This is a genomic window from Chryseobacterium sp. SG20098 (genome assembly GCF_031844745.1).
Classification (GTDB): domain Bacteria; phylum Bacteroidota; class Bacteroidia; order Flavobacteriales; family Weeksellaceae; genus Chryseobacterium; species Chryseobacterium cucumeris.
On sequence record NZ_CP134622.1, the window covers coordinates 3,715,962 to 3,737,990 of the forward strand.

General features: G+C 37.8%; 17 protein-coding genes and 1 riboswitch. Of the genes, 14 read left to right on the plus strand and 3 right to left on the minus strand.

Going from position 1 to position 22,029, the window contains the following annotated elements; translation table 11 throughout:
- Window positions 1-3 precede the first annotated feature (3 nt).
- Together RHP76_RS16995 and pckA are read left to right on the plus strand one after the other, a co-directional pair.
- Window positions 4-909, plus strand: a complete 906-nt coding sequence (locus RHP76_RS16995; protein WP_311228644.1) for a GYDIA family GHMP kinase — start codon at window positions 4-6, stop codon at window positions 907-909.
- Between the two features lie 127 nt (window positions 910-1,036).
- A complete protein-coding gene (gene pckA / locus RHP76_RS17000) occupies window positions 1,037-2,653 on the plus strand; it encodes a phosphoenolpyruvate carboxykinase (ATP) (protein ID WP_062673465.1) in 1,617 nt (538 codons plus the stop codon).
- A gap of 50 nt (window positions 2,654-2,703) precedes the next feature.
- On the opposite strand, the gene RHP76_RS17005 is transcribed toward pckA, so the two are convergent.
- Both RHP76_RS17005 and RHP76_RS17010 read right to left on the minus strand, forming a co-directional pair.
- On the minus strand, window positions 2,704-3,144 hold the full coding sequence (locus RHP76_RS17005; protein WP_120232548.1) for a hypothetical protein: 441 nt from the start codon (window positions 3,142-3,144) through the stop codon (window positions 2,704-2,706).
- A 74-nt stretch (window positions 3,145-3,218) separates the two neighbouring features.
- Window positions 3,219-3,626 (minus strand): type II 3-dehydroquinate dehydratase, encoded by a 408-nt coding sequence (locus tag RHP76_RS17010; RefSeq protein WP_120232549.1) that lies wholly within the window; start codon window positions 3,624-3,626, stop codon window positions 3,219-3,221.
- Between the two features lie 243 nt (window positions 3,627-3,869).
- A riboswitch (SAM riboswitch) is annotated at window positions 3,870-3,968 on the plus strand.
- A gap of 83 nt (window positions 3,969-4,051) precedes the next feature.
- Between RHP76_RS17010 and RHP76_RS17015 the strand changes: the two genes are divergently transcribed.
- Window positions 4,052-6,985, plus strand: coding sequence for a SusC/RagA family TonB-linked outer membrane protein (locus RHP76_RS17015; protein WP_311228645.1), 2,934 nt, complete (start codon window positions 4,052-4,054; stop codon window positions 6,983-6,985).
- Window positions 6,986-7,002: 17 nt separating this feature from the next.
- The gene (locus tag RHP76_RS17020; protein WP_120232551.1) at window positions 7,003-8,496 is read left to right on the plus strand and encodes a RagB/SusD family nutrient uptake outer membrane protein; all 1,494 of its coding nucleotides are present in this window, start codon (window positions 7,003-7,005) and stop codon (window positions 8,494-8,496) included.
- Between the two features lie 117 nt (window positions 8,497-8,613).
- Here RHP76_RS17020 and RHP76_RS17025 read toward each other — a convergent pair whose 3' ends face one another.
- Window positions 8,614-9,126 carry a hypothetical protein gene (locus RHP76_RS17025; RefSeq protein WP_311228646.1) on the minus strand — a complete coding sequence of 171 codons (513 nt, stop codon included), beginning with the start codon at window positions 9,124-9,126 and terminating at the stop codon, window positions 8,614-8,616.
- 261 nt (window positions 9,127-9,387) lie between these two features.
- Here RHP76_RS17025 and RHP76_RS17030 point away from each other — a divergent pair, with 261 nt between their 5' ends.
- The 10 genes from RHP76_RS17030 to RHP76_RS17075 all read left to right on the plus strand — a co-directional run bounded on the left by RHP76_RS17030 (window position 9,388) and on the right by RHP76_RS17075 (window position 21,842).
- Window positions 9,388-9,711 (plus strand): DUF6660 family protein, encoded by a 324-nt coding sequence (locus RHP76_RS17030; protein ID WP_288444015.1) that lies wholly within the window; start codon window positions 9,388-9,390, stop codon window positions 9,709-9,711.
- Between the two features lie 147 nt (window positions 9,712-9,858).
- Window positions 9,859-14,220 carry a CusA/CzcA family heavy metal efflux RND transporter gene (locus RHP76_RS17035; protein ID WP_311228647.1) on the plus strand — a complete coding sequence of 1,454 codons (4,362 nt, stop codon included), beginning with the start codon at window positions 9,859-9,861 and terminating at the stop codon, window positions 14,218-14,220.
- A gap of 82 nt (window positions 14,221-14,302) precedes the next feature.
- On the plus strand, window positions 14,303-15,532 hold the full coding sequence (locus RHP76_RS17040) for an efflux RND transporter periplasmic adaptor subunit (RefSeq protein WP_062673799.1): 1,230 nt from the start codon (window positions 14,303-14,305) through the stop codon (window positions 15,530-15,532).
- Window positions 15,533-15,663: 131 nt separating this feature from the next.
- On the plus strand, window positions 15,664-16,545 hold the full coding sequence (locus RHP76_RS17045) for a bestrophin family protein (RefSeq protein WP_311228648.1): 882 nt from the start codon (window positions 15,664-15,666) through the stop codon (window positions 16,543-16,545).
- Window positions 16,546-16,561: 16 nt separating this feature from the next.
- Window positions 16,562-17,458, plus strand: coding sequence for a cation diffusion facilitator family transporter (locus tag RHP76_RS17050; protein WP_311228649.1), 897 nt, complete (start codon window positions 16,562-16,564; stop codon window positions 17,456-17,458).
- 17 nt (window positions 17,459-17,475) lie between these two features.
- Window positions 17,476-17,895 carry a Fur family transcriptional regulator gene (locus tag RHP76_RS17055; protein ID WP_002983024.1) on the plus strand — a complete coding sequence of 140 codons (420 nt, stop codon included), beginning with the start codon at window positions 17,476-17,478 and terminating at the stop codon, window positions 17,893-17,895.
- Window positions 17,896-17,940: 45 nt separating this feature from the next.
- Window positions 17,941-19,923 carry a heavy metal translocating P-type ATPase gene (locus RHP76_RS17060; RefSeq protein WP_311228650.1) on the plus strand — a complete coding sequence of 661 codons (1,983 nt, stop codon included), beginning with the start codon at window positions 17,941-17,943 and terminating at the stop codon, window positions 19,921-19,923.
- A gap of 405 nt (window positions 19,924-20,328) precedes the next feature.
- The gene (locus RHP76_RS17065; RefSeq protein ID WP_062673489.1) at window positions 20,329-20,691 is read left to right on the plus strand and encodes a hypothetical protein; all 363 of its coding nucleotides are present in this window, start codon (window positions 20,329-20,331) and stop codon (window positions 20,689-20,691) included.
- Between the two features lie 211 nt (window positions 20,692-20,902).
- Window positions 20,903-21,178: a YHS domain-containing protein gene (locus tag RHP76_RS17070; RefSeq protein WP_062673491.1), complete on the plus strand. Its 276-nt coding sequence runs from the start codon at window positions 20,903-20,905 to the stop codon at window positions 21,176-21,178.
- Window positions 21,165-21,842 carry an SCO family protein gene (locus RHP76_RS17075; protein WP_117753100.1) on the plus strand — a complete coding sequence of 226 codons (678 nt, stop codon included), beginning with the start codon at window positions 21,165-21,167 and terminating at the stop codon, window positions 21,840-21,842. The genes RHP76_RS17070 and RHP76_RS17075 overlap by 14 nt, the downstream gene beginning before the upstream one ends.
- Window positions 21,843-22,029 lie beyond the last annotated feature (187 nt).

A 22,029-nucleotide genomic window follows, 5' to 3' on the forward strand; every position in this document is an offset into this window, starting at 1 on the left:
AATATGAACGCGATATTTTCACCGGGCAAGCTTATGCTTACTTCAGAATATTTCGCAATAGATGGAGCTCTTGTCTTAGCGGTACCTACCAGGCTGGGACAAGAGTTTTTCTTTGAAGAAAAACAAGATGGAAAATCCATTGTTCTTTGGGAAGCCTATCATCAGAATAAACTATGGTTGAAGGCTGTCATTGATTATAAAACCTGGAAGGTCTTAGAAACCAATATTCCATCAAGTGCTGAATTTATTACCAAAACATTACAGAATGTTCAGCTGCTTTCTAATAGTAAATTCAAAACTGATCTTACTTACCATTTAAAAACCAATCTTCAGTTTCCAGCGGATTATGGGCTTGGGAGCAGTTCCACCCTGATGAATAACCTGGCGGAATGGGCTGAAATAGATCCTTTTCATCTTAACACCATCAGTTTGGGAGGCAGTGGATATGACATTGCAGTTGCAAAAGAAAAGTCCGCAGTGCTTTTCCAAAGTAAACCTGAGATAAAATATGAGAAAGTAGATTTTAGTCCGTCCTTTAAAAATGAACTGATTTTTATTCATTTAAATCAGAAGCAGGATAGCAGAGAGGGAATCAATTTTTACAAGTCCAAAAAGAAGTCTCCGGAATTGGTTGACGAATTTTCAGATCTTACAAAAAAAATATTGTTATGTCATGAATTGGAAAATTTTTCCGAATTAATGATGACTCATGAATATAAAATTGCCGATTTTCTTGAAATTCTCACAGTTAAGGAAAGGTTATTCTCAGATTGCCCTTCATTTGTCAAAAGTTTAGGCGCATGGGGGGGAGATTTTGTAATGAGTGCCAAATTTGGGGACTATAAGAACTATTTTTGGGAGAAAGGTTTTACAACTATTTTTGAATGGGAAAATATAATTGATTTGTAATCAGGTAGTTATAATCCTGTTTTTTTATTTGCCATTCTGACTTATATCAGTATATTTAAACCACCTTTAACAAATAATTAATATTATTTTTGTTGAAAGCAATAAAGAAATAGAAAATATAAGTAAAATGAAAAACACTAAAATCATCCAGGATTTAGAGAAATTAGGGATTAAAGGAAACTATGAAGTAGTGTATAATCCTTCTTATGAAGAATTATATCAGGCTGAAGTTTCTCCTGAAAATCAGGGGTTTGAGAAAGCTGAGCTTACAGAATCAGGCGCAGTATCAGTAAAAACAGGAATTTTCACAGGTCGTTCACCTAAAGACAGATATATTGTTCAGGATGATGTTACAAGAGATACAATTTTCTGGGATGGTAAAGTAAACTTACCTACAACAGCAGAAATTTTCGGGTCTTGTAAAGAACTAGTGCTGAACCAGCTTGCTGAATCTAAAAAGATTTATGTAGTAGATACATTCTGCGGAACGAATGCGGATACGAGACTTAAAGTTAGATTTATCGTTGAAGTGGCATGGCAGGCGCATTTTGTTACTAATATGTTTATTCGTCCTTCTCATTACGAACTTGAAAACTTCGGTGAGCCGGATTTCACAGTAATCAACGGATCAAAGACTACCAACCCGAACTGGGAAGCTCAGGGATTAAACTCTGAAAACTTCATTATGTTCAACCTTACTGAAAAACTACAGATTATCGGAGGTACATGGTACGGAGGTGAAATGAAGAAAGGGATGTTTGCTATGATGAACTACTATCTTCCATTAAAAGGTATGGCTTCTATGCACTGTTCTGCTAACGTAGGAGAAAAAGGTGATGTAGCTTTATTCTTTGGTCTTTCAGGAACTGGTAAAACAACTTTATCAGCAGATCCTAAAAGATACCTTATCGGTGACGATGAGCACGGATGGGATAACAACGGAGTATTCAACTATGAAGGTGGATGCTACGCTAAAGTTATCGACTTATCTGCAGAAAAAGAACCGGATATCTTCGCTGCCATCAAGAGAGATGCTCTTCTTGAAAACGTTGTTGTTAACAATGGAGTAGCAGATTATACAGACGGATCTATCACTGAGAACACAAGAGTTTCTTATCCAATCTATCATATCAACAAAATTGTATTGCCTTCTAAAGCAGGTCATGCCAAAAAGATTGTTTATCTTTCAGCAGATGCATTCGGAGTACTTCCTCCGGTTTCTATCCTGAATGAAGATCAGGCGCAGTACCACTTCCTTTGCGGTTATACCTCAAAATTGGCAGGAACTGAAAGAGGAATTACAGAACCTCAACCATCTTTCTCACCTGCATTTGGTGAAGCATTCCTTACCTTACACCCGACAATGTATTCTAAAACATTAATCGGCAAAATGAAAGAGCACGGCGCTAAGGCTTATTTGGTAAACACAGGTTGGAATGGTACCGGAAAGAGAATTTCTCTTAAAGATACCAGAGCAATTATTGATGCCATCATTGACGGTTCTATTGATAATGCTCCTAAAACTCAGGTTCCAATTATGAACCTTGAAATTCCTACTGAATTGCCAAACGTTTCTACAGGTATTCTAGATCCTAGAGATACTTATGAGAGCGCTTCAGAATGGGAAGAAAAAGCAAAAGATCTTGCTTCAAGATATATCAAGAACTTTGAGCAGTATTGTGATACTGAAGAAGGTAAAAAATTAGTAGCTTCAGGACCTCAATTGCAGGAACAAACTATCTAATAGTTGCCAATCAACATACAAAAAGCCTCATCAGTGATGAGGCTTTTTTTTTATTCATATTTTTTACAGTTTTCAATCAGTTCGTTCTGTTCATCCAGTTTTAGGACGGTTGATTTGATTGATTCTTCAGTGAGGTATTTTATAATCATAAAGTGTTTTGAAGAAAAGTAAGACTCTTTGTCCAATATTTTATCTAAATACTGCGGGGTAGTGAAGGTCATCCCATATTTTGTTTTGTCGGAAAATTCAATGCTTACTTCTATAGCATCAGATTCAATATTTTCAATTTCATCATCAATATGAATAGAAGTTATTTCCGGTTCATTGTTTAAACTAAAATAAAAATCAGAATACCACCTCAGTTTTCCTTCGTCATTCCAGATTCTTATATTTTCCGCATTTTTTTCTTCAACGATATAGTTTTTTCTTTTCGTCAATTGCCCGGAATATATTCCAATGTCTTTGCAATAAACCTTATCTTTTATCTTCATAAATTACTCTGATACTTATCCATAATTATCTGTAGAAATCTGTGCAATTCATGGGAAAAGGATAAGTAACAAAATTACTTCAAGCTTAATAAAGCCAGCCTATATCCATCCATTCCAAAGCCTGATAAAACGGCATCTGTATTGGCTGCCGTTACAGATTTCTGTCGGAATTCCTCTCTTTTATAAATGTTACTGATATGTACTTCTACTTTTGGCTTGCGAATGTTTTTCAAGCAATCAGCAATAGCATAAGAATAATGAGTAAAAGCTCCGGGGTTAATTACTAAGGCATCAAAATCATCCTCCTGAAGTCTGTTGATAAGTTCTCCTTCAATATTAGACTGGTAATATTTTAATTCATGGGTCTGGAACTCGGATCTTAAATTTTCCAAATAGCTTTCCATAGAAACATTTCCATAGATTTCCGGTTCTCTTGTGCCTAACAGATTGAGGTTAGGGCCGTTGATGATCAAAACTTTCATACCATAAAATTAAAAACTTTTTTCAATTAAAGATCAAAAATTTCTGGACAGATTTAATTTGTTGTATTGAATTATTGATAATGATATTTGTCATGTTTAAGAAAGTAGCAAAGCTTGTAACTCTTTATTGTGATGGGTTTTATTAAAAAATTACGTTAATTTTTGAAAATTTATCATGAAAAATAAATAAGTCTACTTGTTTTGTAGACTAAAAGTTTTTAGCTTTGCAACCATATTTCGATCGGCTTATAAAGAAAGATGGAGGGAACTGACCCTGTGAAGTCTTGACAACCTACCCGTGGGGCAAGGTGTTACGTTCAGCCTTTTAAGGAAAAATAAGCATTTGGTTTATCGTATTTATCGATGCCCTTTGCTGATTTTTCTGCAAAGGGCTAAATTTTAATATATGATAACTAAAATTGATTATGATTAGCAAAAATTTATTCAATTCTAAAGCCTGGATGCCTCCGGTTGCTGCTTTTTTTCTGGGAGTAACCAGTGTAAGTGCACAGAATTCCAGACCGAAAAAAGATAGCCTTCATGAAAAGGAGATTGATGAAGTAGTAGTGGTGGCTTACGGAAAAGCTAAAAGAAACAGCTATACCGGCTCTGTAGCGACCATTTCAAGTGATAAGATTAATAACAGACCTGTAACCAATATCACCAAAGCATTGGAAGGCCAGGTTGCGGGGATTCAGACCACCAGTGCATCAGGACAGCCAGGTGCGGTTTCTACCATCAGAATCAGAGGTATTGGTTCCATCAGTGCTTCCAGTGATCCTTTATATGTAGTGGACGGGATTCCTTTTGATGGAAACCTGAACTCCATTAGCCCAAGCGATATTGAATCTATAAGTGTTTTAAAAGATGCTACAGCAAGTGCTTTGTATGGTTCAAGAGGAGCCAACGGGATTATTATCATCACTACAAAATCAGGGAAAAAAGGAGAAGCCAGAGTTAATTTTAATATCAGTCAGGGATTCTCAGGAAGAGCTGTCAAAGATTATGAACAGGTAAACACGGATCAATACTTTCAATTATATTGGGAAGCATTAAGAAACGGATATCAGTCCGGTAAAGTTTCTTCTCAGCAGGCTGCTCAGATGGCAACGGATAATCTTGTTTCTACCCTTGGAATTAATCCATATGGAACTGCTTATCCAAAACCGGTGGGAACAGATGGGAAATTATTGCCTGGTGCATCACCACTCTGGAATGACGACTGGAGAGATGTTTTACAGAGAGTGGCATCAAGAAACCAGATGGATCTTGATATCAGCGGAGGTAGTGATAAAAGTAATTACTTCTTTTCACTAGGGTATCTGGATGATAAAGGGATGGCGATTGAATCCGGTTTTAAAAGATATAATACCAGATTAAAAATCAATTCGGAAGTGAAGAAATGGTTAAATGTTGGAGTCAACTTAAGCTATACCAACAGTATTCAGCAGGCACCAACTTCTTCAGATTCCAAGGCGAGCAATATCATCAATGCCGCAAGGTTTATTCCTTCTTTCTATCCTTATTATGAAAGAAATGCTGACGGAACTTACGTTTTAGATGCTGACGGAAATCCGATTTATGATTTTGGAAAGTACAGGCCCACAAATGCACTTCAAAATCAGAATGCGGCTGCCACTTTACCATTAGACAAAAACGAAAATAAAGAAGATAACTTTTCAGGAAAAGGATTCATGGAATTCACTTTCCTGCCGGAACTGAAATTCAAAACAAGCTTCTCAGTTGATTTGGTGAATTATAACGGTCATTATTATTCAAATCCATTACTTGGGCAAGGAGCGGAAATTGGAGGTTCAGTGACGAAAACCAATACCAGAACACTATCTTATACAACCAGTAATATCCTTACGTACGATAAAAAGTTTGGAAAGCATCACGTTAATGCACTGGCAGGACACGAATTCTACAAATACGATTATCAGACGATTTCAGGAACAAGAAGTCAGTTTTCACTGCCTTATTACTATGAGCCGGATGCTGCTTCTCTGCTGGGAAGTTTCAGTGGAAACAGTAATAAATTAAGCTTATTGAGTTTCCTTGGAAAAGTAGAGTATGACTACAATAATACTTACTTTTTATCTGCATCGGGAAGAGCAGACAGCTCTTCGAGATTTGAAAAAGATAACAGATGGGGGAGATTCTGGTCAGTAGGAGGTTCATGGAAAATATCCAATGAAGAATTTATTAAAAGCCTGAATGTATTCAATCAATTGACATTGCGTGCCAGTTACGGAGGACAAGGAAATGATAAATTACTTAGACCTAACGGACAGCCGCTTTATTATGCTTATCAGGAGCTGTACAGATTTATCAGCCTTGGCGGAGAACCGGGTACAACTCTTGAAAAGACTTCCACTAATAATGTGAAATGGGAAACCAACCTTAATTTAAACGTAGGATTGGAATTCGCTATTTTGAATAACAGAGTTAAAGGGAATATCGAATACTTCAAAAGAAAAAGCCAGGATCTTCTGTTTAATATGCCGGTGGCACCATCGTTGGGTATCAGTGATTATCCTGCCAATATCGGAACCATTCAGAATACAGGATTTGAATTTTCATTGTTCACAACACCTATTAAGAATGATGATTTCCAATGGAATGTTGATGTTAACCTAAGCACTTTAAACAACAAAGTAACCAAATTACCGGGAGGTTCTCTTGTGGTGGGAACAAAGTTATTAACGGTAGGAGGTTCTGTATATGATTTCTTTATTCCGGAATGGGTGGGTGTAGATCCAAGCAATGGAAAACCATTGTGGAAAACAGTTTCTACCGATGCTAGTGGAAATTCAGTGGAAGGAACTACTTCGGAATACTCAAAAGCAACAAAACTACTGCAAGGTTCCGCATTGCCGAAACTGACAGGAGGAATCAGTACAAGCATTACCTATAAGAATTTTGACTTTTCAGGATTACTGACATTCAAAATCGGGGGTAAAATTTTAGATACCGATTATACTTCCATCATGCATAACGGAAGTGCCGGTGGACGTGCGTGGAGTTCTGAAATACTGAACAGATGGACACCGGATAATCCATATACAGATGTTCCCGCATTGAGCACAACAACAAATAACTGGACATCAACCTCTTCAAGATTCCTGTATTCAGGTACTTATGCAAGACTTAAAAATGTAAGCTTAGGATATACACTTCCTGAGGATTATTTTGAGAAAATAGGATTGAAAAAATTCAGAATTTATATCCAGGCAGAAAACCTTCTGACCTTCTACAAACATAAGGGAATGGATCCTGAGCAGGCGTTGGACGGAACAACGTATTACAGATATCCTGCAATGAGAACGATCACTTTTGGTCTTCAGGCAACACTTTAACCTTTAAAATTGAAACAATGAAACAATTAAAATATCTATCGTTTGCTCTTATCGGATTTTTGTCGCTAGCAAGTTGTGAAAGTGAGCTGGATACAGCTCCTACTGATCAGGCCAGCAGCGTAGAAGTTTTCAAAACAGCCGAAAGTGCCGAAACAGTGGTGAATGGTACCTGGGCAAAATTTAATAATGATGGAACAACCTATGCCAATATCGGGTATTCCACTGTGTTGAGAGCCAGTGATGCCATGGGAAGTGATGTGGCAGTACTGACTAATAAATATGGTTTCGCTTCTGCCTATGCCTTTACAGAAATGGTGAACAGTACAGCAAGCCGCCCGCTGTTTATCTGGACGATGTTGTATTCCACAATTAATAATATGAATAATGTGATTACAAGAATTGATGGAACGGAAGGCAGCCAGGAGAAAAAGGATCAAGTGAAAGGACAGGCAAAAGCCTTACGTGCTTTCTGTTACCTGAATCTGGCGAGCTTTTATCAGTTCAGCTATCTTAAAGACAAATCAGCATTGACAGCCCCGATTTATACAGAACCTTCCACAACAAGCACAGTAGGGAAGAAGAGAGCAAGCCTTGAAGAAATCTATACATTGATTAAAAGTGATCTTACTGATGCAGACAATCTATTGAAAACTTATACAAGAAATAATAAAGATAAGATTAATCGTGCTGTAGTCAACGGACTTCTTGCCAGAACTTACCTGAATACAGGAGAATGGAGCAAAGCTTCAGCATCAGCAAAAATCGCAAGGGAAGGATTTTCTCTCATGGCTCCGGAAAAATATAAGGATGGATTCAATGATATCAACAACGCAGAATGGATCTGGGGACATGCACAGACCCAGGAACAGTCTGATGAAAGTTATGCCTTCCATTATCTGGATGTATCTTCCTCAGGAAGTTATTATTACAGCTTTATGGCGGATCCTTATTTTAAAGACCTTTTTGATACTAATGATATCAGATCTCAATTGTTTTCATGGGACGGACAGAAAGGTAGAGAAGGATTGCTGAGGTATGCCAAGTTTAGATTTAAACCCACCCTTATCGCAGATATTGTGTACATGAGAGCTGCAGAAATGTACCTGATCGAAGCTGAAGCCGAAGCTAGAAACGGAAATGTTTCTCAGGCAGTAGCCGTATTGAACCAATTGAAATCAGCAAGAAATGCCAATATTTATAATGGGTCGTTATCACAAAATGCTGTGGTAGATGCAGTGTTGATCGAGAGAAGAAAAGAATTATTCGGAGAAGGATTTTCCCTTTCAGATATTATCAGAACGCAGGGTACAGTAGTAAGAAAACCGTTTGTAGATGCTGATGGAAAACCTATAAAAGTTCAGATTACTACACCGGACGGAACTGTGAAAACAGTAGACGGTAAAGGGCATTCTGTTCTTGATTTCCCGGATAAATCTGCTTTTACACCCAATAGTAATTATTATTTATTCAGTATTCCACAAAGAGAATTTGAGAATAACCCGAATTTATAAGATTTAGTCCATAATTAGATTGATTTTTTTAAGCCACTGCTTTTGCGGTGGCTTTTTGTCTTTAAGAATTTTTGTATAAGTCATTGAAAAGTATCCACTCTCCAATTAAAGATCTTGTTATTTTACGGGCAAAGTTTTTCTTTTCTCAAAAATGGAAACTAAACCTTCATTAAAAATAATCTTATTACCATCTATTTTACCATTAGTTACTCTCCTTGTATACCAATTTTTTGAATCTGGAGATTTTCCAAATTGTTCTAGTTGGATGATATTATTTTTTATTCTATACTTTCCTCCATAATAAACAGAATTTTTTCCTCTATGCTCATCAAATTTTCCAAAATACATAAGTGATTCATTCTTGAAAAAACCATCATTATGAAAAATAATTATCCTTGGATTCTTCATTTCTCCTTCATTGTAATATCTCCCCTCAAAGACCTGAACATAATATGTGGTAGTATCAATTTTTTTTAAATCTTCTTCAGAAGGTTTTTCTTTAAATGAATATTGTACTTTAGCATTTAATAAGGGTTCATCATATTTATCTTTTTCTATTTTGTATAGTTTTTGTCCACAGCTGTTTAAAAATACCATCATGCAGAGTATTGAAAAAATATATTTAATCATAATCAAAAATTTTTTATTTGTATGCTATAGTGGAAAGGTCAGGTTGTTTCACTTCATTTTTATTGAAGCGAACAAAAGGTGATCAAGAGAATATTTCATATATGCTTTTTGATGTTGAGTTATTTTTTATTTTCAATGATATGAATTTTATTTTTATCATAAAGGACTGGTATAGTATTTGTGAATAAGTTTTTCCGTAAAGAATATTGGGTAAATGCTCAATAAATAATTCATTTTACAAAAAATCTCTACCTTTGTACCATGAACCTCTTAAGATGGATACTGGCAATTTATTTCATGGCGCTATCATTGATGCCATGTGCTGATGTGTCTCATCCACAGAATTCCGGGAATAAAATAGTTTCCCTGAGTGTTCAGGAAAACCATTCAAAAGAAAAGGGAGATATCTGTTCTCCGCTGTGTTCATGCAGCTGTTGCCAGATAACAGTTTCAGCATTTAAAATGGATACTTTATTGGAAATTCCCGAGCAGATTCCTGCTTATTTTTCAAAGAAGATTTTATTCCACAAAAACGACTTTGCTTACCAGGTTTACGACCCTATCTGGCAGCCTCCTAAAATTTAATTTTTATTGATTTTTAGAAAGTTATGCTTTCTAATAGTTATTCGTGCTTGAAACTTTGCAATACCATTGCAGAGGTTTTCAGGATATTTTTGCTGCAGTATTTTATACTGTGTGCATCCACTTTTCAATAAAAATTAAATACAAATCGTGTTAGATAAAATTATAAAATTCAGTATCAAAAACAAGGTGATCATTGGATTGATGACGTTGGTGCTGATCATCTGGGGAACATGGAGTGCCACCAGATTACCGATAGATGCTGTACCGGATATCACCAATAACCAGGTACAGATTATTACCGTATGTCCTACATTGGCAGGACAGGAAGTGGAACAGCTGGTGACCTTTCCTATTGAACAGAGTATTGCCAATGTTCCCGATATTCAGGAAACAAGAAGTATTTCAAGATTTGGGCTTTCTGTGATTACAGTAGTGTTCAAAGAAAATGTAGATGTTTACTTTGCAAGACAGCTTATCAATGAACAGCTGAAAAATGCTGTGGAAGAAATTCCAAAAGGAGTAGGAACTCCCGAGCTGGCTCCCGTGAGTACAGGACTTGGAGAAGTCTATCAGTATATTCTTCACCCTAAAAAAGGAAGCGAAAAGAAATACAATGCCAAAGAGCTCCGTACCATGCAGGACTGGATCGTTCGCAGACAGCTGAACGGAACACCGGGAGTGGCGGAGATCAACAGTTTTGGTGGTGAATTAAAACAATATGAAGTGGCTATTGATCCCAATCGCTTAAAGGCAATGGGAACAAGTATCACTGAAATATTTACGGCGCTTGAAAAAAACAATCAGAATACAGGAGGAGCTTATATTGATAAAAAACCCAACGCCTATTTCATCCGTGGAATTGGTCTGGTTACCTCTTTGGAAGACATTAAAAACATTGCGGTTAAAAATGAAACAGGAAGCGTTCCGATTTTTATAAAAGATGTTGCTGATGTTCGTTTAGGAAGTGCCGTTCGCTACGGAGCCTTAACTTATGATGGAAAGGTAGACGCTGTAGGAGGAGTAGTGATGATGTTGAAAGGGGCCAATAGTAATGAAGTAGTCAGCAATATCAAAGCAAAAATTCCGACAATACAGAAATCCCTTCCGGATGATGTGGTAATAGAACCATTCCTCGACAGAACAGATCTTGTGGACAGAGCGATCAATACTGTTGAGAAAAACCTCATCGAAGGAGCACTAATCGTTATTTTCGTTCTTGTTATTTTCCTGGGAAATCTGAGAGCCGGGCTTATCGTGGCTTCGGCCATTCCGCTTTCCTTGTTATTTGCTTTAGGAATGATGAATGTTTTCGGGGTAAGCGCCAATCTGATGAGCCTTGGAGCCATAGACTTCGGGTTGATTGTAGATGGTGCCGTGATTATTGTAGAAGCAACCCTGCATCATTTAGGCGTAAGGAAATCGACCCGTGCTTTGACACAGTCTGAAATGGATGAAGAAGTATTCCTTTCTGCCTCAAAGATCAGAAGCAGTGCGGCCTTCGGAGAAATCATCATTCTTATCGTATACATCCCGATTCTTACTCTTGCAGGCGTAGAAGGAAAAATGTTTACCCCAATGGCAAAAACTGTAGGATTCGCCATTCTGGGAGCATTGATTCTGTCACTGACCTACATTCCTATGATGAGCGCTTTGTTTTTATCTAAGAAAATATCCCACAAAGAAACCTTCTCTGATAAAATGATGAACCGTTTGCAAAAGGTATATCAGCCCCTACTGCAGAAAGCTATCAAAGTAAAATATATTATCGTGTCAGCAACGGCTGTCGTTTTCCTTATCTCTGCTTTTATCTTTAAAAATATGGGTGGGGAGTTTATCCCGCAGCTGCAGGAAGGAGACTTTGCATTCCATTGTATTTTACCGCAGGGGAGCTCACTGAGTCAGAGTATAGAAACCTCCATGCAGGCATCAAGAATTATCAAACAGTTTGATGAGGTGAAAATGGTCGTTGGGAAAACCGGTTCTGCTGAGGTTCCTACAGATCCTATGCCTCCTGAAGCAACCGATATGATCGTAGTATTAAAACCGCAAAGTGAATGGAAAACCAAGAAATCCTACAACGAACTCGCGGATGAGATCAGTGAAAAACTGGAAACCATTCCAGGAGTATTTTTTGAGAAAAACCAGCCTATTCAGATGCGTTTCAATGAGTTGATGACCGGGATCAGACAGGATGTGGCGGTAAAAATCTTTGGAGAAAATCTGGATTCTTTGGCGGTGTATGCAGACAAAGTAGGGAAAATCATTCAGACGGTAGATGGAGCTACAGCACCTCAGATTGAAAGGGTAAGTGGTCTTCCACAGATCAACGTTCAATATGACAGAACAAGAATCGCAAATTATGGATTGAATATTGAAGATGTCAACAATGCCGTAAGTACAGCCTTTGCAGGAAAAGCTGCCGGACAGGTATTTGAAAATGAAAGACGTTTTGATCTGGTTGTCCGCCTGGACAGTCTTCACAGAACAGATATTTCAGATGTGAATAATCTGATGATCACTTCTGCTACCGGAGCTCAGATTCCACTTTCGCAGGTGGCGAATATAAGCTACAAATTAGGGCCGGCACAGATCAGCCGTGAACAGGGAAAACGTAGAATCGTTATTGGCTTCAATGTGAAAGACCGTGACGTGGAAAGTGTGGTGAAAGATATTCAGGCAAAACTGGAGAAAGTGAAACTGCCTTCCGGATACTACTTTACTTACGGAGGTCAGTTTGAAAACCTGCAGGAAGCAAGCCAACGTCTGATGATCGCTGTTCCGGTATCATTGCTTCTGATTTTTATGCTGCTGTATTTTACTTTTCGCTCATTCAAGCAGGCTGCATTGATCTTTACAGCTATTCCTATGAGTGCGATTGGTGGTGTATTTGCCCTTCTGGTAAGAGATATGCCTTTCAGTATCAGTGCCGGAATCGGGTTTATTGCTCTTTTTGGAGTAGCGGTATTGAACGGAATTGTTTTGATAGGAACATTCAATCAATTAGAAAAAGAAGGCGAAACGGATATTCTGAAAAGAGTCTTTGAAGGAACGAAAACCAGATTGAGACCGGTACTGATGACGGCTACCGTAGCTTCACTAGGATTTTTGCCAATGGCTATTTCCACCGGAGCCGGAGCTGAAGTACAGAAACCTTTGGCGACAGTAGTAATTGGGGGTCTGGTAACGGCAACATTCCTTACATTATTCGTTTTACCGATGCTGTACATTATTTTTAACACAAAGATTTTGAAAAGAAAGAATAATAATACGGGAATTATTACTGCCGTTTTGGTGGTAGGATTTATGATGGTGGGACAGACTTTTAACGCACAGTCCAGACCAATTTCCATAGAACAGGCGGTAGAACAGGTAATGAACAATAATTTAACCCTGCAGTCAAAAGACTTAAGTATTAAATCCGCTGAAGCATTAAGGGAAACTGCAAAAGAACTCCCGAAATTGAGCTTTGAAGCACAGCTTGGACAATACAACAGCCCAAAGTTTGACCAATCGTTTGCGATCTCACAGAGTATTCCTTTTCCAACATTGTTTAAAGCAAGAAAAGATTTAATCAATGAGAATATTAAAAGCAAGCAGATTGATAAGGAAATTACAGCCAATGAACTGATAAAGCAGGTTCGTACCTATTATTACCAGATTGAATATCTTCAGTATAATAAAGCCCAGCTGACCAGTCTTGATCAATATTATGAAGAGTTTATCAGAATTGCAACCGTGAGATTTAAAGCAGGGGATATCAAGAAAATTGAGATCAGTACTGCAGAAACCCAGAAAGGGGAAATTGATCTGCTGCTCAGACAAAATGAAGTCTATCTGAATAATGCCTATAAGAATTTAAAAACTCTGATGAATACTTCTGAAGATATTGAGGTTCCGTTTAACAAAGATTATGCTCCTTTAAAAGCAGAAAATGTCCTCGACAGTGCTGTGGTTGCCAACAATCCTACGGTAAAAGCTTTTTACCAGGAAATGGAAATCGCCGAAAAAAACAAGAAAGTTGAAAAATCACTCGGACTGCCGGATTTCAGTTTAGGATATACCAACCAGTCTTTGATAGGTCTTCATACCATTAACGGACAGGAGAATTTTTATAATTCAGGAAAACGTTTTCAGTCAGCAACAGTAGGAGTAGCAATACCGTTAACATTTGGAGCGACGAAAGCAAGAATTCAGGCGCTCGAATATGAAAAACAGGTCGCTGAAACCAATGCTAAAATGCAGCAGAAACAGCTTTCTGCTCAGTTGGAAAATGCCTTCAGCCAGTATCAGCAGGATTTACAGCAGTATGATTACTATACAAGCCAGGCATTGCCTAACGCAGAGAAAATTGTAAAAGCAGCTCAGCTAGGATATAAAACAGGAGAAATTTCCTATGTGGAATATCTTTTTGCCCTACAGACTGCCACAAATATCCAGTTGAAATATCTGGAATCCATCCAGCAGGTGAACCAATCTGTAGTTACTATTAACTCCATTATAAACAAATAATATGAAGTCGCTGCTTATAAAACTTTATGCCGTATCAATAAAAACAATAGCATACAGCATCAGACAAAATACATTTTTACTTATGAAACTCAAATATAATATCATCCCTCTCGCCCTGATCTCAATCTTACTAACAAGCTGTGGAAAAAAAGAAGCTTCGGAAGAAAAAGCTCCTGAAAAAACAGAACAGAAAGAACAGGCTCACGAAGAAGCTCCACAAACAATAGCTTCCCTTACAGAAGAGCAGATGAAGTCTGTAGGAGTGGCTTTAGGAAATGTAGAAATGAAAGAGTTGACATCTACCATAAAAGCTAATGGTTTGCTGAGTGTACCCAACAGCAATAAAGCAACCATCACTTCTCTGTATGGAGGAATCATCAAAACCATCAATATTCAGGTGGGAAGTATCGTAAAGAAAGGACAGGTCATTGCCACCATTGCCAATCCGGAATATATCCAGCTTCAGGAAGATTATCTGACTACCAACAGTAGAATAACCTATGCAGAACAGGAATACAGAAGACAGAGAGAGCTTTTTGATAATGATGCTGGGGCGAAGAAAAATCTTCAGAGTGCCGATGCGGAACTTAAAACCTTAAGAACAAAAAGAGCATCTCTTTTGAAACAGCTTCAGATGATGGGAATAAGCCCTGGAAAAGTCAGCAATGGAAATATGAAATCCGGTTTGGTGATTACAGCACCCATCAGCGGAACAATCAGCAGTATTACCGCACAGATCGGAAGTTATGTGGATATCTCTTCTCCCGTTGCTACAGTGATCGATAACGGTTCTATTCATCTCGATCTTCAGGTTTTTGAAAAAGATCTTCCTAAAATGAGAGTAGGGCAGATTGTTCATTTTAAACTGACGAACAATCCGGAAACCGAATATGATGCAAGAATTTACAGCATAGGATCTTCTTTTGAAAACGAAAGTAAAACCATCTCTATGCATTGTGAAGTGATCGGAAACAAATCCGGTCTGATTGATGGAATGAATATCACCGGAATTGTAAGTCTTGATAAAAGTACAACTCCAGCAGTGCCTACAGAAGCCATTGTAGAAGCAGATGGAAAATATTTTGTATTTGTCCAGACCGATAAAAAAGCGGAAGAAGAACACAAAGAAAAAGGAAAACCTCATCCGAAAACCTTAAACTTTGAGAAAATAGAAGTGGTAAAAGGAACTTCCGATATGGGATATACCGCGATAACTCCGGTAGGAAATATTCCTGACAATGCAAAAATAGTAGTGAAAGGAGCATTTTTTGTGAATGCAAAACTGGTAAATTCCGGCGAACACGAACATTAATGAAAGTTACCGGAACCAGTAAATTGTCGATTTTAATCCTTACATTAGAGCTGTTTACGTAATTTTTTATTGAATGAAAACGGCTGGAAAAGTGAAAATGATCTCACCGAATTTTAATAAATAACCCGATTATGTTATTAAACAAAAAAATATCAGTCTGGTATTTCATCCGTGAAATAAAAACCCAAATTCTGTTGATCGGAATATTTGCCGTCACTATTGGTCTTTTGGACGAATTGCCATGGTTTCGCAAGATCTCATTGCCTTTAAATATTCCGGCACTCCTGGGAACAGCAGTATCATTGCTGCTGGCCTTCCGTACTTCCCAATCCTACGAAAGATGGTGGGAGGCAAGAACAGTTTGGGGTGCTGTTGTCAACGATTCCAGAACTTTTGTGAGACTGATCATTCAGTTTATGCCGGCAGGAGAAAATAAAGTAATAAAAAAGTTTGCCGAAAGACAGATCATCTGGACTTATGCACTTGGAGAATCACTGAGAAAACTTCCATTTTCTGAAAAAGTTCAGCAGTATCTGGATCAACATCAGATCAAAGCAGCCAACATTCCCAACGCAATTCTGGACGAACACTCCAGACAGCTGAAAGAAATTGCAGCTTCCAAAGGACTTACTGATTTTCAACAGATGCAACTCAATGATATCATTACAAGACTATGCGACAGTATGGGAAAATGTGAAAGACTGAAGAATACAGTCTTTCCACGCTCATACAGTGTTTTAGTTCATATTCTGATCTATGTTTTTGCCGCCATCCTTCCGTTTGGACTCGATGATTCGCAGCTGTTCGTAGAAATTGCCATTACTTTCCTGGTTCCGGTGACATTCATTGCCATTGAAAAAACATCCATCATTATGCAGGATCCGTTTGAAAATAGTCCTGTAGATACACCCATGACTTCTCTGGCACAGACCATAGAGATCAATATCAGACAGATGATCGGTGAGCAGAATGTTCCCCCAAAAAAAGAAAATACATCTTATTATGAAATGTAATTAAACCATACACAATATGGAAAGTAAACCAACACAAACCGTTTCTGCAGGAAGCAGACATAAAAAGAACCTTCTGATTGTTCTCTGCCTTAGCGGAACCTATCTCATTGCTGAGGTAATAGGAGGAATCATTACCAACAGTCTTGCATTGTTGGCTGATGCAGCTCATATGCTGACCGACGTGGTAGGATTATTGCTGGCATATATTGCCATTAAAATAGGAGAAAGAAAAGCAGATCCTTCCAGAACATATGGTTATTATCGGACAGAAATATTAGCAGCCGTAATCAATGCAGTGGTGTTATTGGCCATTTCGATCTATGTTTTGTTTGAAGCCTATCAGCGTTTTCAGAATCCGCCGGAAGTACAAAGTAAATCAATGCTGATTGTAGCCGGAATCGGATTGATCGTTAATATTGTCGGAATGATGATTCTCAGAAAAGATTCAGAAGGTAGTCTCAATATGAAAGGTGCATACTTTGAAGTACTTTCAGACATGCTTACTTCAGTAGGAGTAATGATAGCCGGAGTAATTATGCTGACAACAGGCTGGTATTATGCCGACCCGTTAATCTCAGCTGCCATCGGATTATTAATCTTTCCAAGAACATGGAGGCTGTTGAAAGAAGCCATTAATGTTTTGCTGGAAGGAACACCTAAAGATGTGGATATCCGGGAACTTCGCCAATCATTGGAGAGCACTCCCGGAGTGAAAGATGTTCATGATCTGCATGTCTGGTCGCTAACATCCAGTGTCAATGCGATGAGCGCGCATGTTGTAAAAGAGAATGGATATTCCCAGAATCAATTATTAAAAACATTGACAGATACTACGGTTAGTAACTTTAAAATCAGTCATACCACTTTTCAGATTGAAGAAGAAGGCTATGAAGAAACTGAAGCCCATCTGTAACCATTTAAAAGCTTACAATGAAAAAAGATATAGAACACAAACTCATTGATAAAAATACCAAACCCACCAGTATGAGGATTTTGGTATATGATTTTTTAAGTTCTCAGGAAGCTGCTTTATCCCTTTCTGAAATAGAAAATCATTTTGATAATGCTGATAGAATTACCATCTACAGAACCTTGAAAACCTTTGAAGAAAAAGGAATTGTTCACAGCATTCAGGAAAATACAACCACAAAATACAAACTCTGCGAAGACGATTGTGATGAAAAAACACACAAAGACTGGCATCTGCATTTTTACTGTAAAATATGCAAGCAGACTACCTGCAAAGAAGATATTTCTTTCCCTGAAAATATCCAGACCAATTTCAGGATTGACGAAATAAGACTCTTTGCCAAAGGAATCTGCGAAAACTGTCTTGAAAGTTTGCAATAGCATTGCATCAGTCTCATCTTTACATTTGTATAAAAATATTCAGTTATGGAAAAATGCTGTAGTACAACCCCGGAAAAACCAGATACAAAAGGACACAAACATAACCATGCAGAAGGAGACGGACATGACCATGACGGACATGATCACTCTCATGACTCCGGAGATCAGACGGTCTTTCAGATGTTTCTGCCGGCCATTATATCCTTTATCATCTTATTATTGGGAATTGCCTTTGATAACTATATAAAACCTGCATGGTTTACAGGCTGGGTACGGTTAGTATGGTTCCTGGCAGCTTATATTCCTGTAGGATTTCCGGTATTGAAAGATGCTTATAAAAGTATCATTAAGGGAGATGTGTTTTCAGAATTCTTTCTGATGAGCATTGCAACCATTGGTGCTTTTGCCATCGGAGAATATCCTGAAGGAGTAGCAGTAATGCTTTTTTATGCGGTAGGAGAAGTATTTCAGTCTATGGCGGTTACCAGAGCCAAAGGAAATATAAAAGCATTATTGGATCAGCGTCCTGATGAGGTAACGGTTATGGAAAATAATCAGCCCAAGACTATGAAGGCTAAAGAAGCTAAAATTGGAGACGTCATACAGCTGAAACCCGGTGAAAAACTGGCGCTGGATGGGGAATTGCTTTCAGATTCGGCTTCATTCAACACGGCAGCTTTAACGGGAGAAAGTAAACCCGATACCAAAAATAAAGGAGAAATAGTCCTTGCCGGAATGATCAATATGAACAGTATTGCTCTGGTAAAAGTAAATACAGCTTATGAAGACAGTAAACTGAGCAAAATCCTGGAATTAGTTCAGAATGCCACAGCCCAAAAAGCACCGACAGAATTGTTCATCAGAAAATTTGCGAAAGTATACACGCCCATCGTGGTATTTCTTGCCATTGGAATCTGTTTACTGCCCTATTTCTTCGTGAGCGATTATCAGTTTAGAGACTGGCTGTACAGAGCATTGATATTCCTTGTGATTTCCTGTCCTTGTGCCCTTGTTATTTCCATTCCATTAGGATATTTCGGAGGAATTGGTGCTGCTAGTCGAAACGGAATCTTATTCAAAGGAAGTAATTTCCTGGACAGTATTGCAGAGATTCAAAATGTGGTAATGGATAAAACCGGGACCATGACGGAAGGCGTATTCAAAGTTCAGGAAGTAAGCATAAGCCCTGAATTTAACAAAGAAGAAATTCTTCAGCTGGTCAATGTTCTCGAAAGTAAAAGTACCCATCCGGTGGCAACTGCGATACACAATTATGTTGGAGAAATCAATCACAACATTCCTTTGGAAAATGTAGAAGAGATAGCCGGTCACGGATTGAAAGCGATTATTAGCGGAAAAGAACTTCTGGTTGGGAACTTTAAGCTGATGGATAAGTTCAACATTCGTTATGATCTTAACCACTCCAATATTGTATATACGGTAATTGCGGTGGCTTATGATAAAAAGTTTGCAGGTTATATCACTATTGCAGACAGCATCAAAGAAGATGCTAAGGAAACCGTAGACAAGCTGCATAAAATGAATGTGAAGGCAACAATGCTGAGCGGTGATAAAAGTACCGTTGTGAAATATGTAGCAGATCAACTGGGTATCGACAATGCATTCGGGGATCTGTTGCCTGAAGACAAAGTAAACAAGGTTAAAGAAATCAAAGCCAGAAACCAGACGGTAGCTTTCGTAGGAGACGGAGTGAATGATGCGCCTGTAGTGGCTTTAAGCGATGTTGGAATTGCAATGGGAGGCTTGGGAAGTGATGCCACCATTGAAACTGCAGATGTAGTAATTCAGGATGATAAACCAAGTAAGATCCCAATGGCCATCAATATCGGAAAACAAACTAAAAAGATCGTTTGGCAGAATATTGTCCTTGCCTTTGCTGTAAAAGCTGTTGTTCTCATCCTGGGAGCCGGTGGATTGGCAACCATGTGGGAAGCTGTGTTTGCCGATGTAGGAGTAGCATTGCTGGCTATTTTAAATGCGGTGAGAATCCAAAGAATGAAATTTTAACAAGCAAATAATAAACACAACTCAATTATATTCAATAAAAGCTCTGCTGAATCTCAGTAGGGCTTTTGTTTTTAAATTTTATCGTAGATAAAATCCTTGCGTCTTAAAACAGTAAGGATTTTAAAAAGAACTTGAGACTTTGCGATTTCCAACAAAACAAAGAATATAAAAAAGCTCTGCCAAAAACATCAGCAAAGCTTTTATCAACAAGATTAAATTGTATATAAAGAACTAAATTTTTATTTAGGTCTAAAGTCTTACTCAAAGTTCGGGATAAAATTATTCCGGTGACAGGCACAGTTTTGTGATTTTTATAGGTAACAGTAGATAAGCATAATGACATTCATCATAAATCTGTTATAAAACAGTTTTGAAGTAGTATATTTGTAACAGAGAACAAAATCGTTGAGGTTATTCATTTCCATATTCATCATTTTTACCGTTGCATTACGTCCTGTTTTGCCATTGGTAAATTATGCCGTGAATTATGATTATATTGTGAAAAACCTTTGTGAGAAGAGAAATGTACCACAGTCAACCTGTAAAGGAAAATGCTACGTGGAAAAAGAGCTGGCTAAAACAGAAAAACAGTCCAATAGCTCCCAAACCATAAAGATTGCTGGATTAGATGTTTTTATTTCTCACGATATCCTTTCCTTCTCCGCTCATTTGAATTCGGAATCACTTTCTGAAATTCCCGATTCAAGTTATTTTAATTCTCATTCTTCAGAATACTTTTCAAGGATTTTCCATCCTCCGTTGGTTTAAATTTTATTATAAACTATATTTTTAGTTTATAAGATGGGAGTTTCTAAAGCTTTCATTAGTAAACCATTAAAGATGCATTCTATAATTCAAATGAACCATTGTAAGCAATAAGAAATACATCAGTTCTTCTTGAGAATTGTTGTGCTTTTTTCAGACTTGTATATGGTATCATAACTTTCTTTAACATTATTAATTTCAATTTAACATTAAAATGAAATCTCCTATAATTTTGACTGCCTTGCTGTCAGTATCATTACTGTCGTGTGCCAAGGAAACTCCTCAGGTAAAGCATGCAAGCCACATGGACTCCTCGGGGAAGAAAATAGAAAATGTACAGGTAGTGAACGAAGAAGATCCTGTCTGCCACATGAAAACTGCCGGATCTATAAAAGATACTGCTGTGTATAAAAATAAAACGTACGGTTTTTGCAGTGTTTCCTGCAAAGGTGAATTCAAAAAAAGTCCTGAAAGATATGCCCAAAAATAAAAAGACCGCAAATAAAAGTAAAGTGATCATACCCATTGCGGTATTTGCATTGCTTTTCCTGGGAATAGGTGTGGGAATGGGGTATTTTAAAAAGAACCTTTATACTGTGATGAAAGTTCCGGACTTTGAACTTACAGATCAGAACAGTAAAAAAGTTACCAATAAAGATATGCTGGGAAAAGTATATCTCGTAGAATTTTTCTTCAGCAAATGTCCTACGATATGCCCGGTGATGAATACCAATATGAAAGCGATTCAGAACCAGATTAATGATCCCAACTTCGGCATTATCTCCATCAGTATTGATCCGGAAAATGACACGCCTGAAGCTTTGAAAGAACATGCGCAAAGAATTGGTGCAAAATCTCCGAACTGGCATTTCCTGACCGGAGACCGTACCTATATTGGAAAACTTGCGGATCAGTTTAATATCTACGTAGGTGATAAAGAAGATGAAGGAGAAAGCCTGAACCACAGCGGAATGATTGCTCTGGTAGATCAGGAGGGGAATATCCGTTGCAGATACAACAAGGAAAATATGCCTATTCTGTATTACTCAGGATTGAATTACGCAGATCCGGAAGGTAAAACACCTATGCTGACAGGAAAATATCACCCAGACAGAGAAATTCTTATTGAGGATATTAAAAAATTATTGAAATAGGGAAGGGGGGAAGCCGGATGTCTGAAACTGGAAGTTATTCCAGACTATGAAGCTCTAGCAGTTTTTTGAGATGGCTGTAAAAGGAAATAGAAGTTGAAAAAGTTAGGCTATAACATCAATTACTTCCAGCATCGATCACCGACCTCCCACTTAAAAAGAAAACATTGTTCAACCATAAACAAAAAAA